Source organism: Streptococcus tangpeifui (genome assembly GCF_044503215.1).
Taxonomy (GTDB): Bacteria; Bacillota; Bacilli; order Lactobacillales; family Streptococcaceae; genus Streptococcus; species Streptococcus tangpeifui.
Window position 1 is genome coordinate 2,056,780 of sequence record NZ_CP172427.1, and the last position, 21,742, is coordinate 2,078,521.

Annotated in this window: 22 protein-coding genes; 8 read left to right on the forward strand and 14 right to left on the reverse strand. The window is 39.8% G+C overall.

The annotated features are described in order from the left end of the window. Positions 1–135: 135 nt before the first annotated feature. Positions 136–2,481, reverse strand: coding sequence for a penicillin-binding protein PBP2A (pbp2a, locus tag ACFSN5_RS09465; RefSeq protein WP_165212213.1), 2,346 nt, complete (start codon positions 2,479–2,481; stop codon positions 136–138). A gap of 68 nt (positions 2,482–2,549) precedes the next feature. On the opposite strand from pbp2a, the gene ACFSN5_RS09470 reads away from it, so the two are divergent. Both ACFSN5_RS09470 and ACFSN5_RS09475 read left to right on the forward strand, forming a co-directional pair. Continuing rightward, entirely contained in the window at positions 2,550–3,422 is an 873-nt protein-coding gene (locus ACFSN5_RS09470) for an RluA family pseudouridine synthase (protein ID WP_165212211.1), read from the forward strand. A 186-nt stretch (positions 3,423–3,608) separates the two neighbouring features. Then, positions 3,609–4,307, forward strand: coding sequence for a DUF975 family protein (locus tag ACFSN5_RS09475; RefSeq protein WP_165212209.1), 699 nt, complete (start codon positions 3,609–3,611; stop codon positions 4,305–4,307). A gap of 386 nt (positions 4,308–4,693) precedes the next feature. Here the strand turns inward: ACFSN5_RS09475 and groL are convergent, their stop codons facing one another. The 4 genes from groL to ACFSN5_RS09495 all read right to left on the reverse strand — a co-directional run bounded on the left by groL (position 4,694) and on the right by ACFSN5_RS09495 (position 8,650). Further along, positions 4,694–6,319: a chaperonin GroEL gene (gene groL / locus ACFSN5_RS09480; RefSeq protein WP_165212207.1), complete on the reverse strand. Its 1,626-nt coding sequence runs from the start codon at positions 6,317–6,319 to the stop codon at positions 4,694–4,696. Between the two features lie 197 nt (positions 6,320–6,516). Next, complete coding sequence (gene groES, locus ACFSN5_RS09485; protein ID WP_165212205.1) at positions 6,517–6,801, reverse strand: co-chaperone GroES; 285 nt, start codon at positions 6,799–6,801, stop codon at positions 6,517–6,519. Between the two features lie 163 nt (positions 6,802–6,964). After that, complete coding sequence (locus ACFSN5_RS09490; protein WP_165212203.1) at positions 6,965–7,756, reverse strand: Cof-type HAD-IIB family hydrolase; 792 nt, start codon at positions 7,754–7,756, stop codon at positions 6,965–6,967. A 297-nt stretch (positions 7,757–8,053) separates the two neighbouring features. Further along, positions 8,054–8,650: a TetR/AcrR family transcriptional regulator gene (locus ACFSN5_RS09495; protein WP_165212201.1), complete on the reverse strand. Its 597-nt coding sequence runs from the start codon at positions 8,648–8,650 to the stop codon at positions 8,054–8,056. Positions 8,651–8,819: 169 nt separating this feature from the next. On the opposite strand from ACFSN5_RS09495, the gene ACFSN5_RS09500 reads away from it, so the two are divergent. From ACFSN5_RS09500 to ACFSN5_RS09515, 4 genes are read left to right on the forward strand one after another with little or no spacing between them, the layout of a single operon-like run. Next, positions 8,820–9,404: a hypothetical protein gene (locus ACFSN5_RS09500; protein ID WP_346773318.1), complete on the forward strand. Its 585-nt coding sequence runs from the start codon at positions 8,820–8,822 to the stop codon at positions 9,402–9,404. Between the two features lie 27 nt (positions 9,405–9,431). Then, the gene (locus ACFSN5_RS09505) at positions 9,432–9,950 is read left to right on the forward strand and encodes a hypothetical protein (RefSeq protein WP_165212199.1); all 519 of its coding nucleotides are present in this window, start codon (positions 9,432–9,434) and stop codon (positions 9,948–9,950) included. After that, the gene (locus tag ACFSN5_RS09510; RefSeq protein WP_165212197.1) at positions 9,943–10,965 is read left to right on the forward strand and encodes a hypothetical protein; all 1,023 of its coding nucleotides are present in this window, start codon (positions 9,943–9,945) and stop codon (positions 10,963–10,965) included. Before ACFSN5_RS09505 ends, ACFSN5_RS09510 begins: the two co-directional genes overlap by 8 nt. Positions 10,966–11,010: 45 nt before the next feature. After that, positions 11,011–12,630: an ABC transporter transmembrane domain-containing protein gene (locus ACFSN5_RS09515; protein ID WP_165212195.1), complete on the forward strand. Its 1,620-nt coding sequence runs from the start codon at positions 11,011–11,013 to the stop codon at positions 12,628–12,630. A gap of 204 nt (positions 12,631–12,834) precedes the next feature. Here the strand turns inward: ACFSN5_RS09515 and ACFSN5_RS09520 are convergent, their stop codons facing one another. From ACFSN5_RS09520 to ACFSN5_RS09535, 4 genes are all read right to left on the reverse strand, one after another. After that, complete coding sequence (locus ACFSN5_RS09520; RefSeq protein ID WP_165212193.1) at positions 12,835–13,230, reverse strand: single-stranded DNA-binding protein; 396 nt, start codon at positions 13,228–13,230, stop codon at positions 12,835–12,837. A 377-nt stretch (positions 13,231–13,607) separates the two neighbouring features. Beyond that, a complete protein-coding gene (gene ytpR / locus ACFSN5_RS09525) occupies positions 13,608–14,234 on the reverse strand; it encodes a YtpR family tRNA-binding protein (RefSeq protein ID WP_165212191.1) in 627 nt (208 codons plus the stop codon). Between the two features lie 21 nt (positions 14,235–14,255). Beyond that, positions 14,256–14,573, reverse strand: a complete 318-nt coding sequence (locus tag ACFSN5_RS09530) for a thioredoxin family protein (protein ID WP_165212189.1) — start codon at positions 14,571–14,573, stop codon at positions 14,256–14,258. Further along, positions 14,566–14,856 carry a DUF4651 domain-containing protein gene (locus ACFSN5_RS09535; protein WP_165212187.1) on the reverse strand — a complete coding sequence of 97 codons (291 nt, stop codon included), beginning with the start codon at positions 14,854–14,856 and terminating at the stop codon, positions 14,566–14,568. The genes ACFSN5_RS09530 and ACFSN5_RS09535 overlap by 8 nt, the downstream gene beginning before the upstream one ends. A gap of 99 nt (positions 14,857–14,955) precedes the next feature. On the opposite strand from ACFSN5_RS09535, the gene pepA reads away from it, so the two are divergent. Beyond that, positions 14,956–16,023 carry a glutamyl aminopeptidase gene (gene pepA, locus ACFSN5_RS09540; RefSeq protein ID WP_165329421.1) on the forward strand — a complete coding sequence of 356 codons (1,068 nt, stop codon included), beginning with the start codon at positions 14,956–14,958 and terminating at the stop codon, positions 16,021–16,023. A 62-nt stretch (positions 16,024–16,085) separates the two neighbouring features. After that, positions 16,086–16,856, forward strand: coding sequence for a pyrroline-5-carboxylate reductase (gene proC / locus ACFSN5_RS09545; protein WP_165212185.1), 771 nt, complete (start codon positions 16,086–16,088; stop codon positions 16,854–16,856). A gap of 420 nt (positions 16,857–17,276) precedes the next feature. On the opposite strand, the gene ACFSN5_RS09550 is transcribed toward proC, so the two are convergent. The 5 genes from ACFSN5_RS09550 to ACFSN5_RS09570 form a co-directional block, all read right to left on the reverse strand. Continuing rightward, a complete protein-coding gene (locus ACFSN5_RS09550; RefSeq protein ID WP_165212183.1) occupies positions 17,277–17,960 on the reverse strand; it encodes a CPBP family intramembrane glutamic endopeptidase in 684 nt (227 codons plus the stop codon). 34 nt (positions 17,961–17,994) lie between these two features. Further along, positions 17,995–18,705: a CPBP family intramembrane glutamic endopeptidase gene (locus tag ACFSN5_RS09555; protein WP_165212181.1), complete on the reverse strand. Its 711-nt coding sequence runs from the start codon at positions 18,703–18,705 to the stop codon at positions 17,995–17,997. A gap of 15 nt (positions 18,706–18,720) precedes the next feature. Next, positions 18,721–19,176: a hypothetical protein gene (locus ACFSN5_RS09560; RefSeq protein ID WP_165212179.1), complete on the reverse strand. Its 456-nt coding sequence runs from the start codon at positions 19,174–19,176 to the stop codon at positions 18,721–18,723. Between the two features lie 845 nt (positions 19,177–20,021). Then, positions 20,022–20,882: a DegV family protein gene (locus tag ACFSN5_RS09565; protein WP_004229784.1), complete on the reverse strand. Its 861-nt coding sequence runs from the start codon at positions 20,880–20,882 to the stop codon at positions 20,022–20,024. 150 nt (positions 20,883–21,032) lie between these two features. Beyond that, the gene (locus ACFSN5_RS09570; protein ID WP_165212177.1) at positions 21,033–21,545 is read right to left on the reverse strand and encodes an NYN domain-containing protein; all 513 of its coding nucleotides are present in this window, start codon (positions 21,543–21,545) and stop codon (positions 21,033–21,035) included. Positions 21,546–21,742 lie beyond the last annotated feature (197 nt).

Below are 21,742 nucleotides of genomic sequence, written 5' to 3' on the forward strand. Positions count from 1 at the left end.
CTGATAGGCAAGTTGAGGCACCAGGCAGGGAGGTATCATATTTGATTCAGTCATTTTAAGTGAGGCAGTAAAAAGTTTGTTTTCTGACACCTGCACTTCTTAACACTGCTCAGCTTGCTGCTGACGGCTAGCCCTTTATTGGAACCAGCCCTTGACGGTATCCCAAGCATCTCTAGCTTTATCCACCAAACCAGAATCATCAACAGCCTTGTTAACCTTATTTTTAGCATCCTCCGCAGCATCTTGAATCTTATCAATAATATCTTTGGATTCATCAGAATTACTGCTGCTATCTTTATTACTAGCATCGTAGGTTAGACTTTGACCGTCTGATGCATAGGCGTTCTGCTGCGTAAACTCTGTTCCCTTGGTATAAGGGAGGATATAGCTGGCTGTCTGACTAAAGACATTGTCCGAAGCCCCGTAGTCATCAACAATATAATGATTTTCATCGGTATGCTCGAAGCCCATCCATTGAGCAATGACCACATCAGGCGTGTAACCAATAACCCACTCATCACCAATCAGATCCTCGTTGAAGCTGGTTTCAGTGGTCCCGGTCTTACCCGCCATGGTATAACCATAGGCATTGGCACTGACCGCTGTACCATTGGAGAAAGTGCCCAGCATCATGCTGGTCATTTTGTCGCTGACCGATTTGCTGATAACACGAGAAGAAGCTTTCTTGTATTCCGCTACAGGTTTCCCTGAGGCGGTCTCAATCTTAGTAATAAAGTGAGCTTCATTCATGACTCCATCATTAGCGAAGGTCGAATAAGCCTGAGCCATTTCCAAAGGATTAGTAGTCACACTACCACCCAGAGCAACTCCGAGATTTTTCGGAACTTTATCCATATTTAAACCAAACTTCTTACCATAGTCAAAAGCAGTGTCCACTCCCATTTCATGCAAGAGGTAGACAGCTGGGATGTTGTAAGAATTGGCTAAAGCTTGATACATAGGAATTTTATCAGACTCAATACCTGCATAGTTAGACGGAGCATAGCCATCGTAATCCTGAACCGTATTGGGCAGATCTTCGTCAATATCATAACCCTCTGAGATAGCTGGGGAATAAACCACCAGAGGCTTAATAGTCGAGCCTGGACTCCGCGACGATTGAGTCGCATAATTGTAAGCCCTAAAGGTTGGATCTTCTGTCGAATTAAGGCGGCCAACCAAACTGCGGACCCCACCTGTCGACGGATCGACAGCAACACTGGCCGATTGGGCTGATGAGCCATCGTAAGGAGAAGTTGGAAAGATTGAAGCATCTGAATAGACTGTCTGCATCCCTTCTTGATAGTCAGGATCTAATTCTGTATAAATCTTATAACCATTATTGAGAATATCTTTCTCAGACACTCCATATTTATTGATGGCTTCATTGACCACAGCATCGAAATAAGAGGGATAATTATAGGACTCATTCTTACCCGAGTAGGTGTCCTGCAGACGGCTGGACACATTCACCGCCTTAAAGGATCTAGCATCAGCTTCTTTGAGGAAACCGGCATTGACCATATTCTGCAAGACAGTATCACGGCGGTTGGTCGCATTCTCTTTTGAGTAGAGAGGATTATAAATTTCTGGACCCTTAAGCATACCTGCCAAGGTTGCAGCTTCATCAATGGTTAAATCGGCAGCTGAGGTGCCAAAATATTTTTGACTGGCATCCTCAACTCCCCAAACTCCGTTACCAAAGTAAGCATTGTTGAGGTACATAGTCAGGATTTGTTTCTTAGAATATTTCTTATTGAGCTCAACAGCCAAGAAGAATTCTTTGGCCTTCCGCGTAACCGTCTGCTCCTGACTAAGGTAAGCATTTTTAGCCAACTGCTGGGTAATAGTTGAACCGCCACCAAACCTACCGGCTGTAAAGACTGCCAAGAAAAACCGCTTGTAGTTGATCCCATGGTTTTTGTAGAAACTGCGGTCTTCCGTTGCAATAACCGCATTTTCTAAGTCATCGGAAATCCGATCCAGTTCAACATAGGTTCCCTTGTTACCCATGAGGGTACCTGCTTCCTTACCTTTACGATCATAAATAACCGTTGAGGACTTGAGAGCATCCTGAAGGTCAGAGACATTGGTCGTCTTGGCCAGATAAAAGAGGTAGGCTGCTGTAAAGAGGACAAAAAGGCTAACTCCTAACAGTAAAATTCGGCTGAGATTGTAGCGACGCCAGAATCGACGAATCCAAGACTGCTTGTCAGGAATAATAACCTTAAGAAAAGCTAGTTTGGGATACTTCTCAACTAACTTATCTAGCCGGCTCTGATGATGGGTTCGACTACGATGATAGTCACTTTCATGAACTGGAACCGACTCCAGTTTTTGAGTCATGGACAGGCCATTATCCTTATCAGATGGTCCAGCCTTAACAGATGGTTTCCTATTTTGCTTCTTATTTGAAATCAAAGTCAAGAACTTACTGCCAAGTTTCTTGGCTCCCTTTTTGATCATTTCTAAAAATTTCATAGCCTTATTATAGCAAGTTTCTTCCAAAAACCTAGAGAGAAAACGTCTTTTGTGTTAAAATCAAAGTCATGAAATTTCTCATCCAACTGCCAACTTCCTTTCCGCCAACGACTGTCAAAGATCTCTTGGAAAATCATTGGCTGGTCCCGCGAAAAATCCGTCATTTTCTTAGGACCAAGAAGCATCTCTTAGTCAATGGTCAAAGCATTCACTGGCAAAGCCAAGTTAAAGCCGGAGACAATATTAGTCTGATTTTTGATGAAGAAGATTATCCCAAGAAAAATCTCCCAATGGGGCAAGCTCAACTGGTGGACTGCCTCTATCAAGACCAACATTTGATTATTGTCAATAAACCTGAAGGGATGAAGACGCACGCTAACCACCCCAATGAAATTGCCCTCCTCAACCATGTTTCAGCTTATGTCGGAGACACCTGCTATGTGGTTCATCGGCTGGATAAGGAGACCAGTGGTTTAGTCCTCTTTGCCAAAAATCCTTTTGTCCTGCCTATTCTTAATCGATTGCTGGAAGATAAGAAAATTTCCCGACAGTACTGGGCTCTTGTTCAAGGAAGGTTAGCAAAAGAATCCATGACCTATCGTGATAAAATTGGCCGAGATCGCCACGATCGGCGAAAACGGCTGGTAACCGCCAAAGGACAGACTGCCATCACCCATATTCGTAAGCTAAAGGAATTTATTGGTCCTAAAGGAACCTGCACTTTGCTCAACTGTCAGTTGGAAACTGGTCGCACCCACCAAATCCGAGTTCATCTTGCCCACCATGGTCACGCCATTATTGGGGATCCGCTCTACAGCAAGGTCCCTGCTGAACGGCTCATGCTTCATGCACATGAACTCAGTTTTCTCCATCCTTTCAGCGGGGAAACAATCACCGTCAAGGCTCAATCTCCTAGCTTTGAAAAGGGCTTGCCCAAATAAGGCAAGCCCTTTTTTTATTTCCAGCAGATTTCGATTTAGGAGAATTTTTCAATTTAGGGCTTTACAAATTTCAGAAGATCCATTACACTTATTGTAGCAAGAGAATAGTTCAATTAGACAACAACACTAAATAACTTATGCTATCTTTACTTCCCACAAAAAATTATCGTTCGAAGGAGAACAATTATGAAACGCAGTGAATTAAAATCCCGAGCCAAACAAAAGCTTTCTGGTAATTGGAAATGGGCTATCGGGGTTGTTGCCATCGTTTGGATTATTCAAATTTGTCTTCAAATGAATAGCATCCATGATATCCTAACCACAAAGGAATTGCTTACTCATCATAATGGCCTTATCACTGATGTACATTTCACTTTTTATGCTTCACCCTTGGTACAGACCGGAGGCCTAGTCCTTGGCCTGATTGCTGCTAGTACTATTCTGGGCTTCCTGCACTTCAGTGACAACCGTAAGGATGAAAATGTTCTGACCAGCGTTTTCGCAGGATTTACGGAAGGTCGTATTTGGGCCTTCATTCTGACTTGGATTCTTCAATATATTTTTACACTACTTTGGACTTTGCTCCTCATTATTCCTGGCATCATCAAAGCTTATTCTTATGCCATGTCTATTTATATCGTTGATGATCTTAAACGGCAAGGAAAAAATCTATCCGCTACTGAAGCAATTACCAGATCTAAGCATTTGATGAAGGGACACAAATGGGAACTTTTCGTCCTTGATCTCAGTTTTCTTGGTTGGTGGTTCTTAGCAACCCTAACCCTTGGAATCGGCTATCTCTGGCTCTACCCTTACATCCTAACGACACGCGCCGAGTTCTATCGCTGCCTCATTGCTCAAAATCCGACTGTCTTAGCAGATTAAAAGCTACTCCCATATTGAAAACGGAAGGTTCAGATGAGCCTTCCGTTTTTATAAGTTAGTGAGGAATATAGTTCCTTCATCATAGCAAGCCAGCCTAATCTTTCAGCTAGTGTTGATAACTAGAAAGCCATTAACCTTACGATACAAAAAAGAGACAGCTGATAACACTGTCTCTTTTGAATTAGTAAGAGAGATGGAGGCTGGACAAAACTCGTCCAGTGTTCCTAACCTCTTGCACAGGGGTGGGAGTGAAACGATCTGGAGAGAGACCGTTTCAGGTCACTCTAGAAATTAAGAAATGGTGAGAGCCAAAATTTTCAACTTTTGGGTTGATCCCACTCCCGTTAACTATCAGCCTTCTTTGCTGCTTAGATAATTTTTTTCTATTACATCATGCCGCCCATCATACTTGGATCCATTGCTGGGGCAGCTGGAGCTTTTTCTTCTGGATGATCGGCAACAACGGCTTCAGTTGTCAAAATGAGGCTGGCTACAGAAGCTGCATTTTGCAGGGCTGAACGACTAACTTTGACAGGATCAATGATTCCTGCTTCAACCATATCTACCCAGCTTCCATTGGCTGCATTAAAGCCTGTACCAACAGCGCTAGCTTTAAGTTTTTCGATGATAACGGAACCTTCATAGCCAGCATTACGGGCAATTTGACGAACGGGTTCTTCAAGCGCACGCAGAACAATGTTACGGCCAGTTGCTTCATCCCCTTTCACATCAAGAGAGGCAACTTTTTCAATGACATTAACAAGGGCTGTACCACCACCGGCAACGATGCCTTCTTCAACGGCAGCGCGGGTTGCATTAAGGGCGTCTTCAATGCGAAGTTTCATTTCTTTTAATTCTGTTTCAGTCGCAGCACCAACCTTGATAACTGCAACACCGCCAGATAATTTTGCCAAACGTTCTTGCAATTTTTCACGGTCAAAATCTGATGTTGTTGTTTCCAATTGTGACTTAATCACATTGACCCGTTCTGCGATTGCATCAGCTTGGCCAGCTCCTTCAACGATAACTGTTGAATCCTTATCAATAGTGATTTTAGCAGCTTGACCTAGCGAAGCGATACTAGCATCTTTAAGTTCCAAACCAAGATCTTCCGTAATAACAGTACCGCCCGTTAAAATAGCGATATCTTCCAGCATAGCCTTGCGGCGGTCACCAAAGCCAGGCGCCTTAACAGCTACGACATTAAAGGTACCACGAATCTTATTAAGAACCAAAGTAGGCAGGGCTTCACCATCAACATCGTCTGCAATAATTAAAAGAGGACGGCTAGTTTTAAGCACTTCTTCTAAAAGAGGAAGGACATCTTGGATATTTGAAATTTTCTTATCGGTAATCAAAATGTAAGGATTATCAAGATCAGCAACCATTTTTTCGTTATCGGTTACCATGTATTGAGAAAGGTAACCACGGTCAAATTGCATCCCTTCAACAACGTCCAATTCAGTCTCCATACCACGAGACTCTTCAATGGTGATGACACCGTCGTTGCCAACTTTTTCCATAGCTTCTGAAATGTATTCACCAACTTTTTCAGAACGTGAAGATACAGCGGCAACTTGCGCAATAGCTTCTTTACCAGAAACTGGTTGAGCGATAGCTTTTAGACCTTCAACAGCTGTTGCAACAGCTCTTTCGATACCGCGACGGATACCGATTGGATTAGCTCCTGCTGTTACATTTTTAAGCCCTTCGCGAACGATGGCTTGGGTTAAAACGGTGGCAGTTGTTGTACCATCACCAGCAATATCATTGGTTTTTGAAGCAACTTCTGAAACCAATTTGGCTCCCATATTTTCAAAATGATCTTCTAACTCGATTTCCTTAGCGATAGTTACACCGTCATTTGTAATCAAAGGTGAACCAAAGGATTTTTCCAAAACAACATTACGGCCTTTAGGGCCAAGCGTTACCTTAACGGTATCAGCCAAAACATCGACTCCGCGGACCATTGCAGAACGCGCATCTGCTGAAAATTTAATATCTTTTGCCATTTATTATTACCTGTCTTTCTTGTTTATATATTGCTTAGATTAGTAACCTTAGGAGAGGTAGCCCTCGGAATTCTTCACGTTTCCATGTTCAAGAACACCTAGAACTTTGCATTTTTTCTCCAACAAAACCGACCTAAGGTTCTTTTTATATTAGATACTAGTAAGCTGACAATTTTGAATGGGATTCGGCCTTACTCTTAGCTAAGAATAGCCAAAATATCAGATTCACGGACGATGGAAACTTTATCATCACCATCCTTAACATCCAAACCAGCACCATTTTCAACCAGAACTTTATCGTCCTTAGCTACACTCGGAGCAATCAAATCTCCATGCAGTGTCCGAGAGCCTGGCCCAACGGCTAAAACAGTTGCTGTTTTAGTAGCTTCATGTGAGCTACCTGCCAAAACAAAACCACTAGCTGTGGTTTCTTCTACTTCTTCAAATTTTACAACAATACGATCACCTAAAGGTTTTAACATTGTCTGACCTCCATTAATTTTTTAGCACTTCAACAGTTCGAGTGCTAATTACATTTATTATTGTAGCATTTGGTCAAAATTAGTCAAGAAAAAACTCTACCAATTGGTAAAGTTTTTCTGCATGCTAAAAGTTAGACATCCTCAGAATTCTCCGCGTGAACTCTTAGAGAATTTCTTCTTGTAGAACCTTGGCAATGCCATCGTGGTTGTGGTCCAAGGTAACCTTGCCAATTCGATTCTTCAGAGCTTTGGGAGCATTGCCCATGAGGACGCCATAACCGACAGTTTCCAACATTTCTAAATCATTATAGTTGTCGCCAAAAGCCAAAGTCTCATTTATAGGAACTCTATAGTAGTCAGCTAAGGTCTTAACTGCCTGACCTTTATCAATTCCTGCTGCCATGACTTCAATCAGATGAGCAGCAGATTTAGCGATGGATAGATCAGGATAGCCCCGCTTGAGGGCCTGCAAAACTTGGTCGGTCCGATTAGGTGGACACATGACTAAAACCTTGTGGGCTTCTTTAAGACTGTCCAACTGATCAAGGTCAGCAACTTGCGACTCTAAGTTAACCACCACTTCTTCATCGTGAACCAAATCATGGCCCTGATGGGATGAGTACCAATCACTATAACTATAGATGTTCCAAGCCAGATCCTGCCCCAGATTTTCAACCGTCTGGCAGACTGATCGAATCTCAGACATGGCTATAGTCTTACTGTCGACAACTGTCCCGTCTTGAGCCTGAATCAAGGCACCATTGTAGGCAATAATGGGACTGAGAATACCGATGTTATCAATAATTGGGCGAATGGCTTCAGGCATTCGAGCAGACACTGGCACAAAATAGAGCCCGTTATCTACACAAGACTTGATAGCTCGGGCAGTCGCTGGGGTTACCTGATGGTCTTGGTTAAGAAGAGTACCATCTATATCACTGAAAATTATTTGCATAAATCAGCCTCCTTGACCTAAATTACTTTTATTATAACATTTTCTAAGCTTGTATTCGTATGATTTCTAAGGCCATAATCATTCCGTTATATAAATGTACAACAAAAGCATATAGTATTGTCAAGAGGAGGCGGAAATTAAAATATTATCTTGATGGACCATTGATTGTAAAAATTTATTGATTAATCCAGTGATTAAATGGTCTCCGCTTAATATCGTAGTTTGAAGTAGCATTACCAAATTATTGTAATGAATTATAGTTATGTTGATGGAAAAATATTGTGTAACGTAAAAAAATTAGTTAGCTTTTCTATTTGTTAACCTTTTCTGTTGAGAGTTTTCACGTAAAAAGAAATCGGAAAGTGGGCTATTTATCAAATTTAAAAATTCTTTTGAAAATTTTTCTGGGGGAATTGGAAATTCTTCGGATATCCATATCTCGATAAGTGCTAAAACGCTATTAACTAACCATTTAGAAATAAAGATATTATCTAATTGAAAATTATGACAGTTGATCGTCAGCTCTTTTAGTATCCATTTATAATACTTTTGTTGAAGATATTTTCTCCATTTGGGATCAGCCGCAGTTGAATAGAGATATCTTAGCCAGCTTTTGTTGTTATACAATTCTGGGATTATCACATAACATAAAAAACAATCAATTGTTTGGCTACCATCAAATTCAGAAAATAGACTATCAATTTTTCTATCTGTCGCAAATTGGATATAATCAATAATTTCTTCATAGCTATTAAAGTGATTTTTGTAGATAGTTTGTCTAGTTATACCAGCTTCTCTAGCTATTTCAGCAAGAGAGAAAGATGAACGTTCAGGATATTTTGAAGCCAATATAAAAAATGCATTGATGATATTTTCTCGAGTTCCTTTTGTCATTGGTTTACTCCTATTTTTTTACATATTGTGAACTAAATAACATCATATTACAGTAAGTTTATAGCAATTAAGGGCTTTTTGCAAATTAATATTTTTACACTCTGTCAAAAAATCACTATTGAATGTTTGGTGTTTTAGGAATAATATTTAATTAGAAATTATGATAATTATGAGAGAAATCAAAGGATTTTTTATATGGTTAGGTGAAGGTGATATTGTTATGCAACAGAAGACAAAAATGCTTAATATCTTAATAGTGGTAGGATTCATTTCATTAGCCGCCTTTAATATTCATTTTGAGATTAGCTTTACTGAAAATCTAATAGTAATAATGGGTCTGCTGATCCTATTATTTCTGGGAAATTATTCTGGGAATACTCATAAAAAAAGAGAGTCCAAATCTTTAAAAGTTAAGCAACATAAAAGAACCAGTATGCCATTATTTTTGTTCTTTATTTTTCTTGCTTGTGAATTAATAATAATGATTATAATGATTTGCTTTAATAATAGTCTTCCCCTAAAAAGTCAAAAGTTACTAGCCTGTTTATTGTGTGTTTCAATATTCTGTATGGTAGCAGCAGGATATAAATTTGAAGTTAATAGATTTCAAACCTCTAAGACATTTTCAGAGGTTAGAAAATTTGGTATAGCTATAAATCCTAAGCATCCCATAGGGCGTATAATTTATGCAAGTGCATTTGTTCTGATATTAATTATATTTTGCCTATTGTTAATTTTCGGACCAACCAATTAATTCATATAATTGAAAGGAGTATGTGTTATGAGTGACAAACGAATTTTTGGTGATTCTTTAAGAAATATGGATAAAGAATCTAAATTTAGTTTAGATATGCCAGAAAATATTGCAGATGTGATGACTTTAGATGTTTTATCTGGTCAAGATTTATTAAGTCCTTATGATTTTATAGAAAATGAAAGACTTAATTATGATATGTCTAAAGATGAAGTGTATTCGTTAAAGCCTACTGTAGAATACAGCAAAGGGTGGCTCTATACTGTATCCTATGTGGCCTTACATGAGGTTGCAGCCGGAGCTAATGTAGTAGCAGGAGTAACGACAGTAGTAGGAGCAGCCACACTTGTTGCTGTTGCATTAGGCGTATTAGCTTCTGATCCTGATAAAAGTGAAGAGTTTTTCAAAAAAATTGATAATAAATTCTTATCTAAAATTTCTAAGAAAGCATTGAAAATTGGTGGGATATCATATTTAAGAAGTGTAATCGAAGAATTTGTTGAAATTGTTAGAGAATACAATAATTTAGGAGAAATTAATGAATAATTTAGAACCTAATCCGCGTACAGCAGCTATACTAATGACATATCAATGCGTTGCTGAGTGTGATGAATGTTGTTTTTCTTGCTCACCGCGATTGAAAGGAAATTCTTTAAATTTTGGTAAAATAAAATCATTTTTGGACAAGATTAAACATATTGAGAGTATCAAAGTTGTTGTTTTTTCAGGTGGCGAGTGTTTTATTAATTTTAAATTGTTAGTCAAAAGTATTAGATATGCACATGATTTAGGTTTTCTAACAAGATGTGTCACTAATGGCTTTTGGGGTACAAGTATAGAATCTGCTAGAGAAAAGATTCAAATATTAAAATATAATGGATTAAATGAAATTAATTTTTCAACTGGGGATAGTCATCAAAAGTTTATTCCGGTAGAATGTGTTTTGCATTGTGCTATAGCTAGTGTGGAACAAGGAATGTTGACTTGTATTGCAGTTGAAACCAATAGCAGTAAGAAATTTAAAGTAGAGGATTTTGTAAATCATCCACTTTACACTAAGTATATACAAGGTCAAAAATATTCAAAACTTTTGAAGGTCATGCCGACAATATGGGTTTCTTTTCATACGAATACAGTTTATAAGTTCGACAAAAAACTCTTATCAGGTAATAATGAAGGTTGTGATGGAATATTTGATACAGTTGCTTTGGAACCCCGTGGTGATGTAGTTGGCTGTTGTGGGTTAACCTCCAATGATATTAGTGAGCTGCACTTAGGTAAAATTGACAGAGTGGAATTGAATAAGGTGTTATCTAGTCACCATAGAGACTTTTTAAAAGCTTGGATCTTTGTTGATGGACCTAAAAAAATTGTAGAAACAGCGTCTAAGTGGATGGGGAAAGAAGCTCCATTTTTCGCTCATAAATGTCTTTATTGTGCATATTTATATAATAATAAACAGTTGCTAGGAACTATAAGAGATAATTACGAATCTGTCAAAGAGGAAGTTTTGACTAGATATTTAGAAAAGGTGGTTATTTATAATTCGATACTTAATTAATTTTAATTACCTTTTTAAGGGTGTATATTTGATTAAGGATTAGCTATGATTATTTTCAGAAAATTCATTAGATACCATAAGTTTCAGTTCACTTTGATTGTTTTTCTAATTATATTAGGTAATTTGTTATCTTTGCCAATTCCTTATATCTCTAAGATGATAATCGATAAAGTTTTAATATTAAAGCAGTTCAACTCTTTATATTATTATATTATACTTATAGTTGTTGTTCTTTTTTTTCAATTTGTAGTAGGGAGGATAAATTCCATCTTATCTGCTACCTTTTTCCAAAGATTCTTATTAGAGATACGTAAACAAATTTTGTCAGAGAACAATATTGAGTCATTATCGGATAATTCAAATATAACTACTGTGATATTTAATGACTCTGAGCTTTACGTATCTAATATTGAAAATATTGTTGTGACTTTTATATCAAGTATTGGTCTTTTTATGGGGTATTTAATAATGCTTTTAAGATTAAATATCCAATTAACGTTGCCAGTGTTGATAGTCATTCCTACATATGTGTTGTGGATTATTTATGCCGGAAAAAAATTGAAAACCTTTAGTTTTGAGCAACAATTTAGCAGAGATCAGTTGCTTAACACTTTAAAAAATATAACAACTAATTTAGAAGTAATAAGAGTATTTAGAATGTTCGATAAGATTCGTTCTGATTTTTGGAACGTAATTAATAATAATTTCATTATTAATTCAAAAATACGAGGTTTTCAAAATTTTATTGAGATTATTTCTACAGGAATAGTTTCTTCTACTACAATTTTGATATTCGTATTAGGAGTAAATTTTATAGGAAATGGAATTTTTTCTATTGGAGATTTGGTAGCTTTTAATTCTTATAGTGGTTTGATTTTTGGTCCTGTTACTCAACTGATTAATTTGTGGGCTGTTTTATCAATCAGCAGAACTTATGAAGCAAGGATATTATTGTATTTGAATAAGGTAACAGATAGTTCTTATATAGTTAATTTTGATAACTTAAGTGCTATAGAGTTATCTGATTTTTCGGTGTATAGTGGAAATAGTAGTATCTTAAGGGGTATTAATCTGATTCTTCATAATGGAGAGTGTATTTTATTGAAAGGGGAAAATGGTACTGGTAAATCATTATTTTTAAAATCTCTTGCCAACATATACAATAATTATACAGGTTGTATTCGTTTAGAAGAAAAAAATGGGGATAGTTTATATCTAAAACTAAATAGTTCGCAGAAATTGGGACCTCATCAAATTGTCTATTTATCTAATAATCAAGGATTCCCGTTAAAAACATTAAAAGAGGAGTTCTCATCACTTTTATCTTCTGATGAAGAAATTTATGATTTATTAAAATCTGTGGGTATATACGAGAGAATTCTGTCCTTAGATAAAGGCTTGAATATTTCTAGTCAGGAATTACGAAATTATCTTAGTTTAGGTGAACTTCAAAAATTACGAATTGCTAGAGCGATATCATATAAGCCCAAGCTATTGATTTTGGATGAAATTTTTTCTAATATAGATTATACGTCAATGGATAGTTTACTATCTGTTATAAAATCAAAACTTCCAGATAGTATTTTATTAATTGTTGATCACCATATTATAAAAGGAATAAATTTTGATAGAGTATTAAAAATTCATGATAACACTATCAAATAATTAATCGCATGAAGGATAATAGCTTCATGCGATTTTTGAGTCTCTCGAAAGACAAGGGCTAGAGTGCTTTGATGATGTTTGATAAATACGTCAATCTTTAATATAAATTTGGAAATAGATATTCTGGGCGGGAGACTGTTACGTGAGCATAGATGACTTCAATGAAACTGCACTATGATCAAGGTAGGAATTAGGATATTAGAATTAAAAAGGGAGTTCTTCCTCTTCGAGGACTAAGTCTGTTAGGTCGCCGGTGCCGTTATTTTCACGTAAGGCTCGTTGGGCACGGCTTTCCAGCAGCTGGAAGGATTGAGCCAGGACCTCGGTTACATAGCGAGTCTGTCCATCCTTTTCATAATGACGCGTCCTGATCTCACCATCAAGAGAGACCAGACTCCCTTTGCCAGCATAAGAGACGAGTGTTTCAGCCAACTTGCCCCAGAAAACGACAGTGACAAAGTCAGCTTGGCGTTCACCATCCTGAGTTTTAAAACGGCGATTGACAGCTAAAGTCACGCGGGAGACGGATTTATCCGAAGGGGTTTTAACCATCTGGGGAGTTGCTGTCAAACGGCCGATAAGAATGACTTTATTATACATATCTTCACCTCCTTACTTTCTTATTCGTAAAAGAAATGAAAAAAGAGGTTTAGGATAAAAAACAATAATAAATTAAAAAGCAAACATTTTAGAATTGTCGTAGTAGAACTCTAATCTTGTCCGCTTTTTGACTTTCCATATCATGCATGGATTAATGGCAAAGCATTTCTAAGAGGTGAGCTTAAAATGCTCCAGTAGGCAAATTGCAGCCTAATTTCAAAAATTAAAGAGTAAGAAAAATCAAGCTTCCTCATCTACAGATTTCTTATACGTCAACATCAAAAAATATAGTATTGTGTGAAGAAGGACGCTGCCAGTTGTCTATTCCATTTTCCTGATTCTTGTAGATATTTCTAACAAATGAAACGTTAGCAGGCCTAGTTTTGCCAATGTTTGGCTGGGTCGAAAGCTTCACCGACTACAGCAGAATCATTCAGTTCAATAATACCGCGTTTCTTCGGAGCGTTTGGCAGGGCTAATTCCCGAGGAGCACACATCATGCCGTAACTATCAACTCCTCGAAGCTTACCTGGAAAAATCAGGCTGCCACTGGGCATCATAGCTCCGGGCAGAGCTACAATGGTCTTAAGGCCAACAGCAGCATTTGGAGCTCCAGCCACGATTTGAACGGTCTGGTCCCCGCCAATAGCTACCTGACAAATATTGAGGTGATCACTATCTGGATGAGACTCCATTTCCTTAATTTGTCCAACAACAAAAACTGGACTAGGAGTTGCTTCTAAACTTTCCTCAAAGCCTTCCTTGGCTAATTCTTGATTGAGAATCTCTATATCCTTTTCGCTCGGAAAGACTTGACCATTTCCAGTCAGCTCCATCAGACTGGAAACTTCAAAAATATTCCAAGCTAAGGTACGTCCGTCATTTTCTGCATAAACACGAGCAACCTTGCCCTTGCGCTCAACTTGACGGGCAATTGGCTTGGTATCTTGAAGGATGACCATGAGGACATCGCCGACTTGTTCTTTATTATAAGCAAAAATCATGAGTATCTGACTTCCTTCTGTTTAATTCAATCCTGCTAAAAAACTGTTAATCTCCTGCTTGGTCTTACGAAGTTTATTGACCAGACGGCCAATCTCTTGACCATTTTCCACGACAATCAGACTAGGAATCCCAAAAATATCCCATTTCTGAGCCAGGGGCATAAAGGCGTCGCGATCTACTTGAACAAAGGTAACATGAGGATTGTCGGCTTCTAACTCATCCAAAAACGGATAGAGAAACTGGCAATCGGGACACCAATCCGCTGTGAATAAGAAGACCAAACGGCCATCTTGTTCTAAATAGGCAGCTAATTCTTCGTAAGTTTCTGGTTTAAGCATCTTCTTGCTCCTCACTATAGGAAATATGGCCGTCATCATAGATAAAATCAAGGACGCGGCCATCTTCAAAGACCAGACCGCCTGATAAACTGGAGCCTTCTGTCTCATAATCCTTGATATAGAGGACCTGAATATCCCCCATCTGACTAAAATAAGCTCTAATTTCAGCTACAAGGCGGGCCTGCTTACGGTCAGCCATCTTTTGTTGCAGACCATAGCCCAGAGCTGTCAAGCCTGCTAGACCTGCCAGACCTGTTGTTAGCAGTAATTTCTTATGTTTCATGCCTTTCATTTTATCATAAATAAAGGCCTTTGGCGACAGACAGAATAGGACTGACCAACCAGCTTTATGCTAAAATAAGACTAAGAAAGTGAGGACGCAATGACAGACTTATTTACAAAAATTCAAGAAGTGACAAATCTTAAGAGCTTGGCTGGTCATGAAAGCCAAGTGAGAGACTATCTGCGTCAGGCTATTGAACCTCATGTCGACAGAATTGAAACCGACGGTCTGGGAGGACTCTTTGGGATCAAAGAAAGTGCAAGGTCTGATGCTCCGCGAGTCATGGTGGCTGCCCACATGGACGAAGTCGGATTTATGGTCAGTGAAATCAAGGAAAATGGGACTCTGAGAGCTGTAGCTATAGGAGGATGGAATCCATTGGTTCTCTCCTCGCAGCGTTTTACTTTAATCACGCGCTCGGGTCAGAAGTTACCGATTATTTCAGGATCAGTTCCTCCACATTTCTTGCGGGGACAAAATGGTCAGACTAACCTACCAGCCGTTGCTGATATTATCTTTGATGGCGGCTTTAGTGATAAGAATGAGGCGCAAAGCTTTGACATTACTCCCGGTGACATTATTGTGCCGGATAGTCAAGCTATTCTGACAGCCAATCAAAAAAACGTCATCAGCAAGGCTTGGGATAATCGCTATGGAATTCTCATGGTGACTGAGCTCTTAGACAAGCTGAAAACAAGCCAACTGGACAATACCCTGATTGCTGGTGCCAATGTTCAAGAGGAAGTTGGTCTGCGCGGAGCTCATGTTTCAACGACCAAGTTTGACCCTGAACTCTTTTTTGCCGTTGATTGCTCACCGGCAGGCGACGTTTACGGTGGCCAAGGTAAAATCGGTGACGGTACCTTGATTCGTTTCTACGATCCAGGTCATGTTATGCTGGCTAATATGCGAGACTTCCTTTTGACAACAGCTGAAGAAGCCGGCATCAAGTACCAGTATTATGCAGCCAAGGGCGGTACTGATGCTGGAGCTGCCCACCTACAAAACAGCGGGGTGCCTGCGACTACCATTGGTGTTTGTGCTCGCTACATCCACTCCCACCAAACTCTCTACAATATAGACGACTTCTATCAGGCTCAGGCTTTCTTGCAAGCAATTATTAGAAAATTGGATCGCTCCACAGTCAATCTAATCAAAAACTATTAAGGAAAGGGACTTTGCTAACGCAACTGGTTAGGCTGCAGGCTGCAAAGTCTTGGTTATCAGCTATGAAAATTGGATTTATCGGCCTTGGAAAGATGGCCACAGCTATCATCAAGGGGCTAGAGAAAACAGACTTTGATCTTTTAGTGACCGGGCGTGACCCGCAAAAAACAGCCCGTCAAGCTGAACAATTGGGAGTCAGAGCCTTGGCAAAACAAACTGATTTAGTTGCAGAGGCCGATCTCATCATTTTGGGAGTCAAGCCTCAGGTCTTGCCTACTGTTCTTGAACCCTTGGACTTTCATCAGCCCATCATATCCATGGCAGCTGGGGTCAGCCTAAGACGCTTGGCCGAGCTAACCGACCCTAGCCTACCTCTGATTCGGATTATGCCTAATATCAATGCCCAGATTTTGCAGAGTACCACAGCCATCTGTGCCAATCAGTATGTTGATGAGGAAGTTTGGGACTTAGCTACAACCATCACCGATTGTTTCGGGTCTACCTTTGCAATTGCTGAGAAGGATTTTGATACTTTCACTGCTTTGGCTGGTTCAAGTCCAGCCTACATCTACCTCTTCATGGAGGCCTTAGCTCTGGCTGGTGTCAAGCATGGCTTTCCTAAGGATCAAGCCCTGAGCATTGTTACACAAACTGTCCTAGCCAGTGCACAGAATCTCAGTCAGGGACAGGAAAGTCCCCATGATTTAATTGATAAGATTGCCAGTCCTGGCGGTACTACCATCGCAGGCTTGGCAGATTTGGAAAAGACTGGTTTAACCGCTTCTGCCATTTCCAGCATTGATGCCACTATCGCTCGAGCTAAAGAGCTCTGAGCCTGACTTAATGTTAATACTCCCCGTTTCTACCTTTGGCTAAATGGGTAGAAGTGAGCCCAGCCTATAAGGACCTTATGACACGAGCCCTAGCAATCAATGCTTTGTCATCGGTGTGTTTTAATGGAGGCTTAGACACGATCCTATAAAACTTGACGTGTTAAATTCAGAGACAGCAGATTTAACGAAGGTCCGCTTTGTCTATTTTGATTTTCTTTAGATATTATCTTTAACAAAACTCCTCAGAAATACTGGTTTCTGAGGAGTTTTAGTATTTTCCTGCCATCAGGCAAGCATCCCGTAAAGTTGGGCCTAGCAGGGGTTACCAATGCGATAGAGCCTAGAATCAGGCGTGCCAGCTATCAATTACATCTAGCCCGCTTAGTCGGACGTTCGCCCTTCAGCTTTTTTCTTTAACCCTTATTGACCTAAGGTCATCAAAATCATGATGAAGGTAGCGTAAGCATTCATAAACATGTGAATAGCGATGCTATATTCAACCCGCTTGGATTGCATCGCCACAAAACCAAAGACCAAGCCCATACCTCCATAGGTAATCCAACCGCCAATATTAGCAGGATCCCGAATGAGATGAATGGCAGCAAAGAGGACGGCCGTCACCAGCCAACCAATCCATTTCCAGTAGCCCTCAAAGCCAAAAACCTTTTCTAAGAGGCACTTGCGGAAAATCAATTCTTCAGTAACAGGAGCGAAAATAACCAAAAAAGCAATCGCTAAATAAAAGGGCATCCCTAAGTTCATCAAGGCATTTTGGTTGGCGCTGGCGCTAGAATGTGTTAACAGTTGTTGAACCAAACTGCCAATAACATTGGTGATAAAAACAGCTGGCAGGGCTAATAAATACCAAGCAAACTTAGTGCTGGTCAAGGATTTAATGGACAGAGGTTCTCTCAAAAACTTAAAGAGTAAAAACAAAAGGAGAGTTGCCAGTAAAAATACAAGTGTAGCCGTTAGAGAGGTTCCTGTCTTGCTTAAGTTTTTCCCAAGGATAAACCAAACTTGGAGAGCATTATCCAGATAAAAAAGTAGGAAGGCTAACAACAGCCATTTCAACTTATTAAAAGCAATTTTAGCAATTTTCATATCTTTTCCTTTCCCATTTAATTACTAACTTGACCTACCAAGGAAGGCTAATCATTTGGTACATGATTAAAACAGAAATAAAATTATTGAGGATATGCAGAACAATACCATATTCCAGCCGTTTGTATTTAAAGGCAAAGAAACCTATAACAGCTCCCATACCAATGTAAGCCAGCGCTGCTCCCCAAGAATCAGGGGTATGCGCCAAACCAAAAGCTAGACTGCCAAAGAGATAGCCCAGCCAAGGATTGCGAAAGAGCTTTTGCTGAATAAAACCACGAAAAATTAATTCTTCAATAACCGGTGCTGTGATAGCCACCGCAATAATCATAAAGAAAGCTGGAACGTAGGACAGCATACTTTCTACAGCCTGTTGGTTGGAAGTATTGGTTTTATCTTCCAGCTGCATGATAAAACTAGCCACCTGCTCAATTCCTGTCACCAAAACATAAGCAAGAATAAGACCAAAAACTAAGATTTTCCAGTTCAGCCTTTTTTTCTTAATAAAATCCCACCTATAAAGGAGCCAAACGGCCAAGGCTAGAGCTCCTAGCTCCACTAGGACAGCTAAACCAACACCAACTGGTCCAGCCGGTAAAAGATGATTGGGATCGGCTTGTCGGCCATACTTTGCTACTGTTTTAACAACAGCTGCAAAGCTAATAACAAGCATCCCTGCTTGCTCAGCCAGAGAGAGGCCAATAGCAAGACCAATCCATTTAAGTTTTTCTAAAAATACTTTCATAATAAATCTCCGTTTTTACAGTGAATTCTCGTCTGAGCGAATAGTCTTATGGGTCAGCATGACATAGATTAGAATACAAAAGTTGATGAGTACAATGACATCAATTAGAACAGCCAGCCAATAAGGTAGATGAAAAATCTGATGTAAGACTATCAAGATTATGTTACCCATGTTGAAATTACTCCAGCGAAAGCGAAACTTACGCTCCTGCGGTGACATTTCCTCTGGCCCCAGTTGCTCCCAGCCTTTTCCCAGCAGTAAGAGAACCACAAAGATCAGCATTACTATCATAAAAATCCCTGTTAAAACCATTAAAAAGTCATTCTGAATGGATTTTGGAGATGTGGAACCCTCACTAAATAGGGTATAGATTATGACAGCAGCTCCTAGCAGTGTTACCAAACCGGTCAAGACTACAGTAGCTTTCTGCCAAAGTTTTAGGTGACCTCGTTTGATCTTTCCAGACATCATTTCCTCTCCTTGTTTTTTCTTGTTTAACAATTTAGAACCTCGCTGACTTCTGCATTACCTGGATTTTCCAGAAATTGGGTAGAGCTCCTCTAATTTCTTACAACACAGGAGGACAAAAAGTAAATCAAGGCAAGACTGGTACAAACCAGTACGTTAACACGTATACCGCTACTAAAGCTAAGACCTGAAAAGTTACTGCCTATTTGATTTTGCTTATGGCAGGACTTCTTCCTTACTCAAATAGCCTAGAATCAGGACTATAAAAAGATACCCTTCAAGAATACTCGCTGCAAGACCAATGGATAAGGAAGATGCCAACAAATCTTGCGATGAAGGTAATTTCTCCTAATAAAGAGGACACGATAAGGGGACAGACAGCCGTGATTGCTGCGCAATTACCCATAAAATATTGTAAGCTCTGAAAATTGCGTATAAAACTAGCTTACTTGTCGTCAAAATCCAATAGCACCTTCGTACAGAACTATAAATTTCTCACTGAAAAAAAACAGCAAATAAGAAGGAGGGCACCATCTTGGACAAGGGCAATCAAATAGCGATAAAGCAACCCAGTCCTCGTATGAAGATTTCAGTAACGACCAGTATTTCCAGACTAACCTAATAGACATGCGCAGTTTTTACATTGTCATAGTATTCTTTTCTTAAAGCTTCATTTAAATTTTGTACCATGATAACATAACAAAGGCCATTCTACAAGGTCATTTTCATAAAAAAATAAGCTCCTGAATATTGTGGTTCAAGAACTTGAAGTTTTTTATGGTTAAAGCTCATCGTTTACAAATCAGTCAAAGCCATTTCGCCATCGAAAATTGTCAGTACTGGCCCGCCTAGCGAGGTTCATGACCAATCGTAAAGATGGCTAAGGTCTTAGGGCCAACATGGGCCGAGATAACTGGTCCCAGCGGCATCATGAGTACCTCAGAAATAGCGGAATTTTCCAGCAATCTAGCCTTGAGATCTTGGGCACTGGCTTCATCGTTAGAATAGGCAACAACAGCAGTGCTGGTTTCCACATCCTGAGTTGCCCGAACCAGCATTTCCTTTATAGCCTTCTTACGCCCCCGCAACTTTGCTAAGGGAACTAGCTTGCCCTCAGCATCCAGCCAAAGCAGGGGTTTGATATTAACTAAACTGCCAATCAGAGCAGAACTCTTAGATAGACGCCCCCCTCGCATAAGGTGATAAAGGTCATCTACTAAAAAGAAGGTTCGCAAGCGAGGCAGAACATCAATAATTTTTGCCTTGACCTCCTCAAGGCTAGCCCCTTGGTCCCGCATTTGAGCGGCGAGGATAGAAAGATAGCCTTCCCCTCCAGCAGCGGCCCTAGTATCAATAATTTCAATGACTGCTTCTGGATAGGTCTCTAGGACCAGATCTTTAGCAATCTGGCTGGACTGGTAAGTCCCTGAAAGAACCGAGGAAAAGGCTAGATAGAGAATTGGCCGCCCTTCTTGGGCATAAGTTTTAAAACTAGCTTCAAATTGACCAACATTAACCTGACTAGTCGTCGGCTGAGCACCAGCTTTCATGGCCTGCAAAAGAAACTCACTTGTCACGCGTTCAGGACCAACCGTGGGATAGGTTTTATCGTTTAAGGTAATGGTTAATCCGAGAATATCAATATCTTGGGCCTGAGCCCAGTTTTCGTCTAAATCGGCAGTCGAATCAGTAATGATTTTAAAAGTCATGCCAACCTCCGTTTTTATGATGGTTCTCTCTCCAAAGACTAGCATAACCGACTTTGAAGCATTTGTAAATGATTTTCTTTCATTAAAAAGCACCGTGCCAATAGTGTTGATTAAATGAAAGAAAATCGGCTTACTCTTCCTGCTCTCCAGTTAAAGATCGTCCAAATAAGATCGGAGTTTGGCGAGCTGTTCGTTATCTAGAGATCCTAGTCGAGGGGTATAGAGATCAATATTTTTAGACATCTTGTCCAAGTTTGACTTGACCACATTAACCCGTTCTTCAAGTTCTCGAGCAGAGACTCGCAGAGCCCCTTGAGAAAAGACCGTCCATTGTTCATTGAGGTCGCTAGTAGCTACTTCGACCCGATTGAGGGGACTGTTCAGCTCAGCAGCCGTCCGCTCGATATAAGAATCAGCTGTCTCATCTTCCTCGGTAAAGATAACTGTCAGAGCGTAGTCATCATATTTCTGGCGGCTGCCAGGAACATACTGAGCATCAAAGACACAGATAATTTCCAAACCTTCAAAACTAGCATAATGGCTGAGTTTCCGTAGCAGAATAGTTCTAGCTGCATCCAGCTGGTTGGTTTTAAAGAGACGATGGGTTTCCTGCCAAAAGGCAATCATATTGTAGCCATCAACTAAAAGAATTTTCTTTTTCACGAAAAGGCCTCCTTTTCTTAGGGAGCTAAAAAGGAGTGGGGAAAATCGGTAAATCGTCGTGAAATGGTGATTTTGATTTTCCTCGCTCTCCCATTTTAAGGCTTAGACTGCTGCCGAACTCTTGTTTTAAGACGGCAGGCTTTGTCAGTCTATCCCCGACTGACAAACTCCACTGGGGCATTTCACGCCCACTTCCG

Coding starts and splice junctions, on each gene's coding strand:
- pbp2a (WP_165212213.1), bottom strand. CDS start 2,481: ATGAAATTTTTAGAAATGATCAAAAAGGGAGCCAAGAAACTTGGCAGT.
- ACFSN5_RS09470 (WP_165212211.1), top strand. CDS start 2,550: ATGAAATTTCTCATCCAACTGCCAACTTCCTTTCCGCCAACGACTGTC.
- ACFSN5_RS09475 (WP_165212209.1), top strand. CDS start 3,609: ATGAAACGCAGTGAATTAAAATCCCGAGCCAAACAAAAGCTTTCTGGT.
- groL (WP_165212207.1), bottom strand. CDS start 6,319: ATGGCAAAAGATATTAAATTTTCAGCAGATGCGCGTTCTGCAATGGTC.
- groES (WP_165212205.1), bottom strand. CDS start 6,801: ATGTTAAAACCTTTAGGTGATCGTATTGTTGTAAAATTTGAAGAAGTA.
- ACFSN5_RS09490 (WP_165212203.1), bottom strand. CDS start 7,756: ATGCAAATAATTTTCAGTGATATAGATGGTACTCTTCTTAACCAAGAC.
- ACFSN5_RS09495 (WP_165212201.1), bottom strand. CDS start 8,650: ATGACAAAAGGAACTCGAGAAAATATCATCAATGCATTTTTTATATTG.
- ACFSN5_RS09500 (WP_346773318.1), top strand. CDS start 8,820: ATGAGAGAAATCAAAGGATTTTTTATATGGTTAGGTGAAGGTGATATT.
- ACFSN5_RS09505 (WP_165212199.1), top strand. CDS start 9,432: ATGAGTGACAAACGAATTTTTGGTGATTCTTTAAGAAATATGGATAAA.
- ACFSN5_RS09510 (WP_165212197.1), top strand. CDS start 9,943: ATGAATAATTTAGAACCTAATCCGCGTACAGCAGCTATACTAATGACA.
- ACFSN5_RS09515 (WP_165212195.1), top strand. CDS start 11,011: ATGATTATTTTCAGAAAATTCATTAGATACCATAAGTTTCAGTTCACT.
- ACFSN5_RS09520 (WP_165212193.1), bottom strand. CDS start 13,230: ATGTATAATAAAGTCATTCTTATCGGCCGTTTGACAGCAACTCCCCAG.
- ytpR (WP_165212191.1), bottom strand. CDS start 14,234: ATGATTTTTGCTTATAATAAAGAACAAGTCGGCGATGTCCTCATGGTC.
- ACFSN5_RS09530 (WP_165212189.1), bottom strand. CDS start 14,573: ATGCTTAAACCAGAAACTTACGAAGAATTAGCTGCCTATTTAGAACAA.
- ACFSN5_RS09535 (WP_165212187.1), bottom strand. CDS start 14,856: ATGAAACATAAGAAATTACTGCTAACAACAGGTCTGGCAGGTCTAGCA.
- pepA (WP_165329421.1), top strand. CDS start 14,956: ATGACAGACTTATTTACAAAAATTCAAGAAGTGACAAATCTTAAGAGC.
- proC (WP_165212185.1), top strand. CDS start 16,086: ATGAAAATTGGATTTATCGGCCTTGGAAAGATGGCCACAGCTATCATC.
- ACFSN5_RS09550 (WP_165212183.1), bottom strand. CDS start 17,960: ATGAAAATTGCTAAAATTGCTTTTAATAAGTTGAAATGGCTGTTGTTA.
- ACFSN5_RS09555 (WP_165212181.1), bottom strand. CDS start 18,705: ATGAAAGTATTTTTAGAAAAACTTAAATGGATTGGTCTTGCTATTGGC.
- ACFSN5_RS09560 (WP_165212179.1), bottom strand. CDS start 19,176: ATGATGTCTGGAAAGATCAAACGAGGTCACCTAAAACTTTGGCAGAAA.
- ACFSN5_RS09565 (WP_004229784.1), bottom strand. CDS start 20,882: ATGACTTTTAAAATCATTACTGATTCGACTGCCGATTTAGACGAAAAC.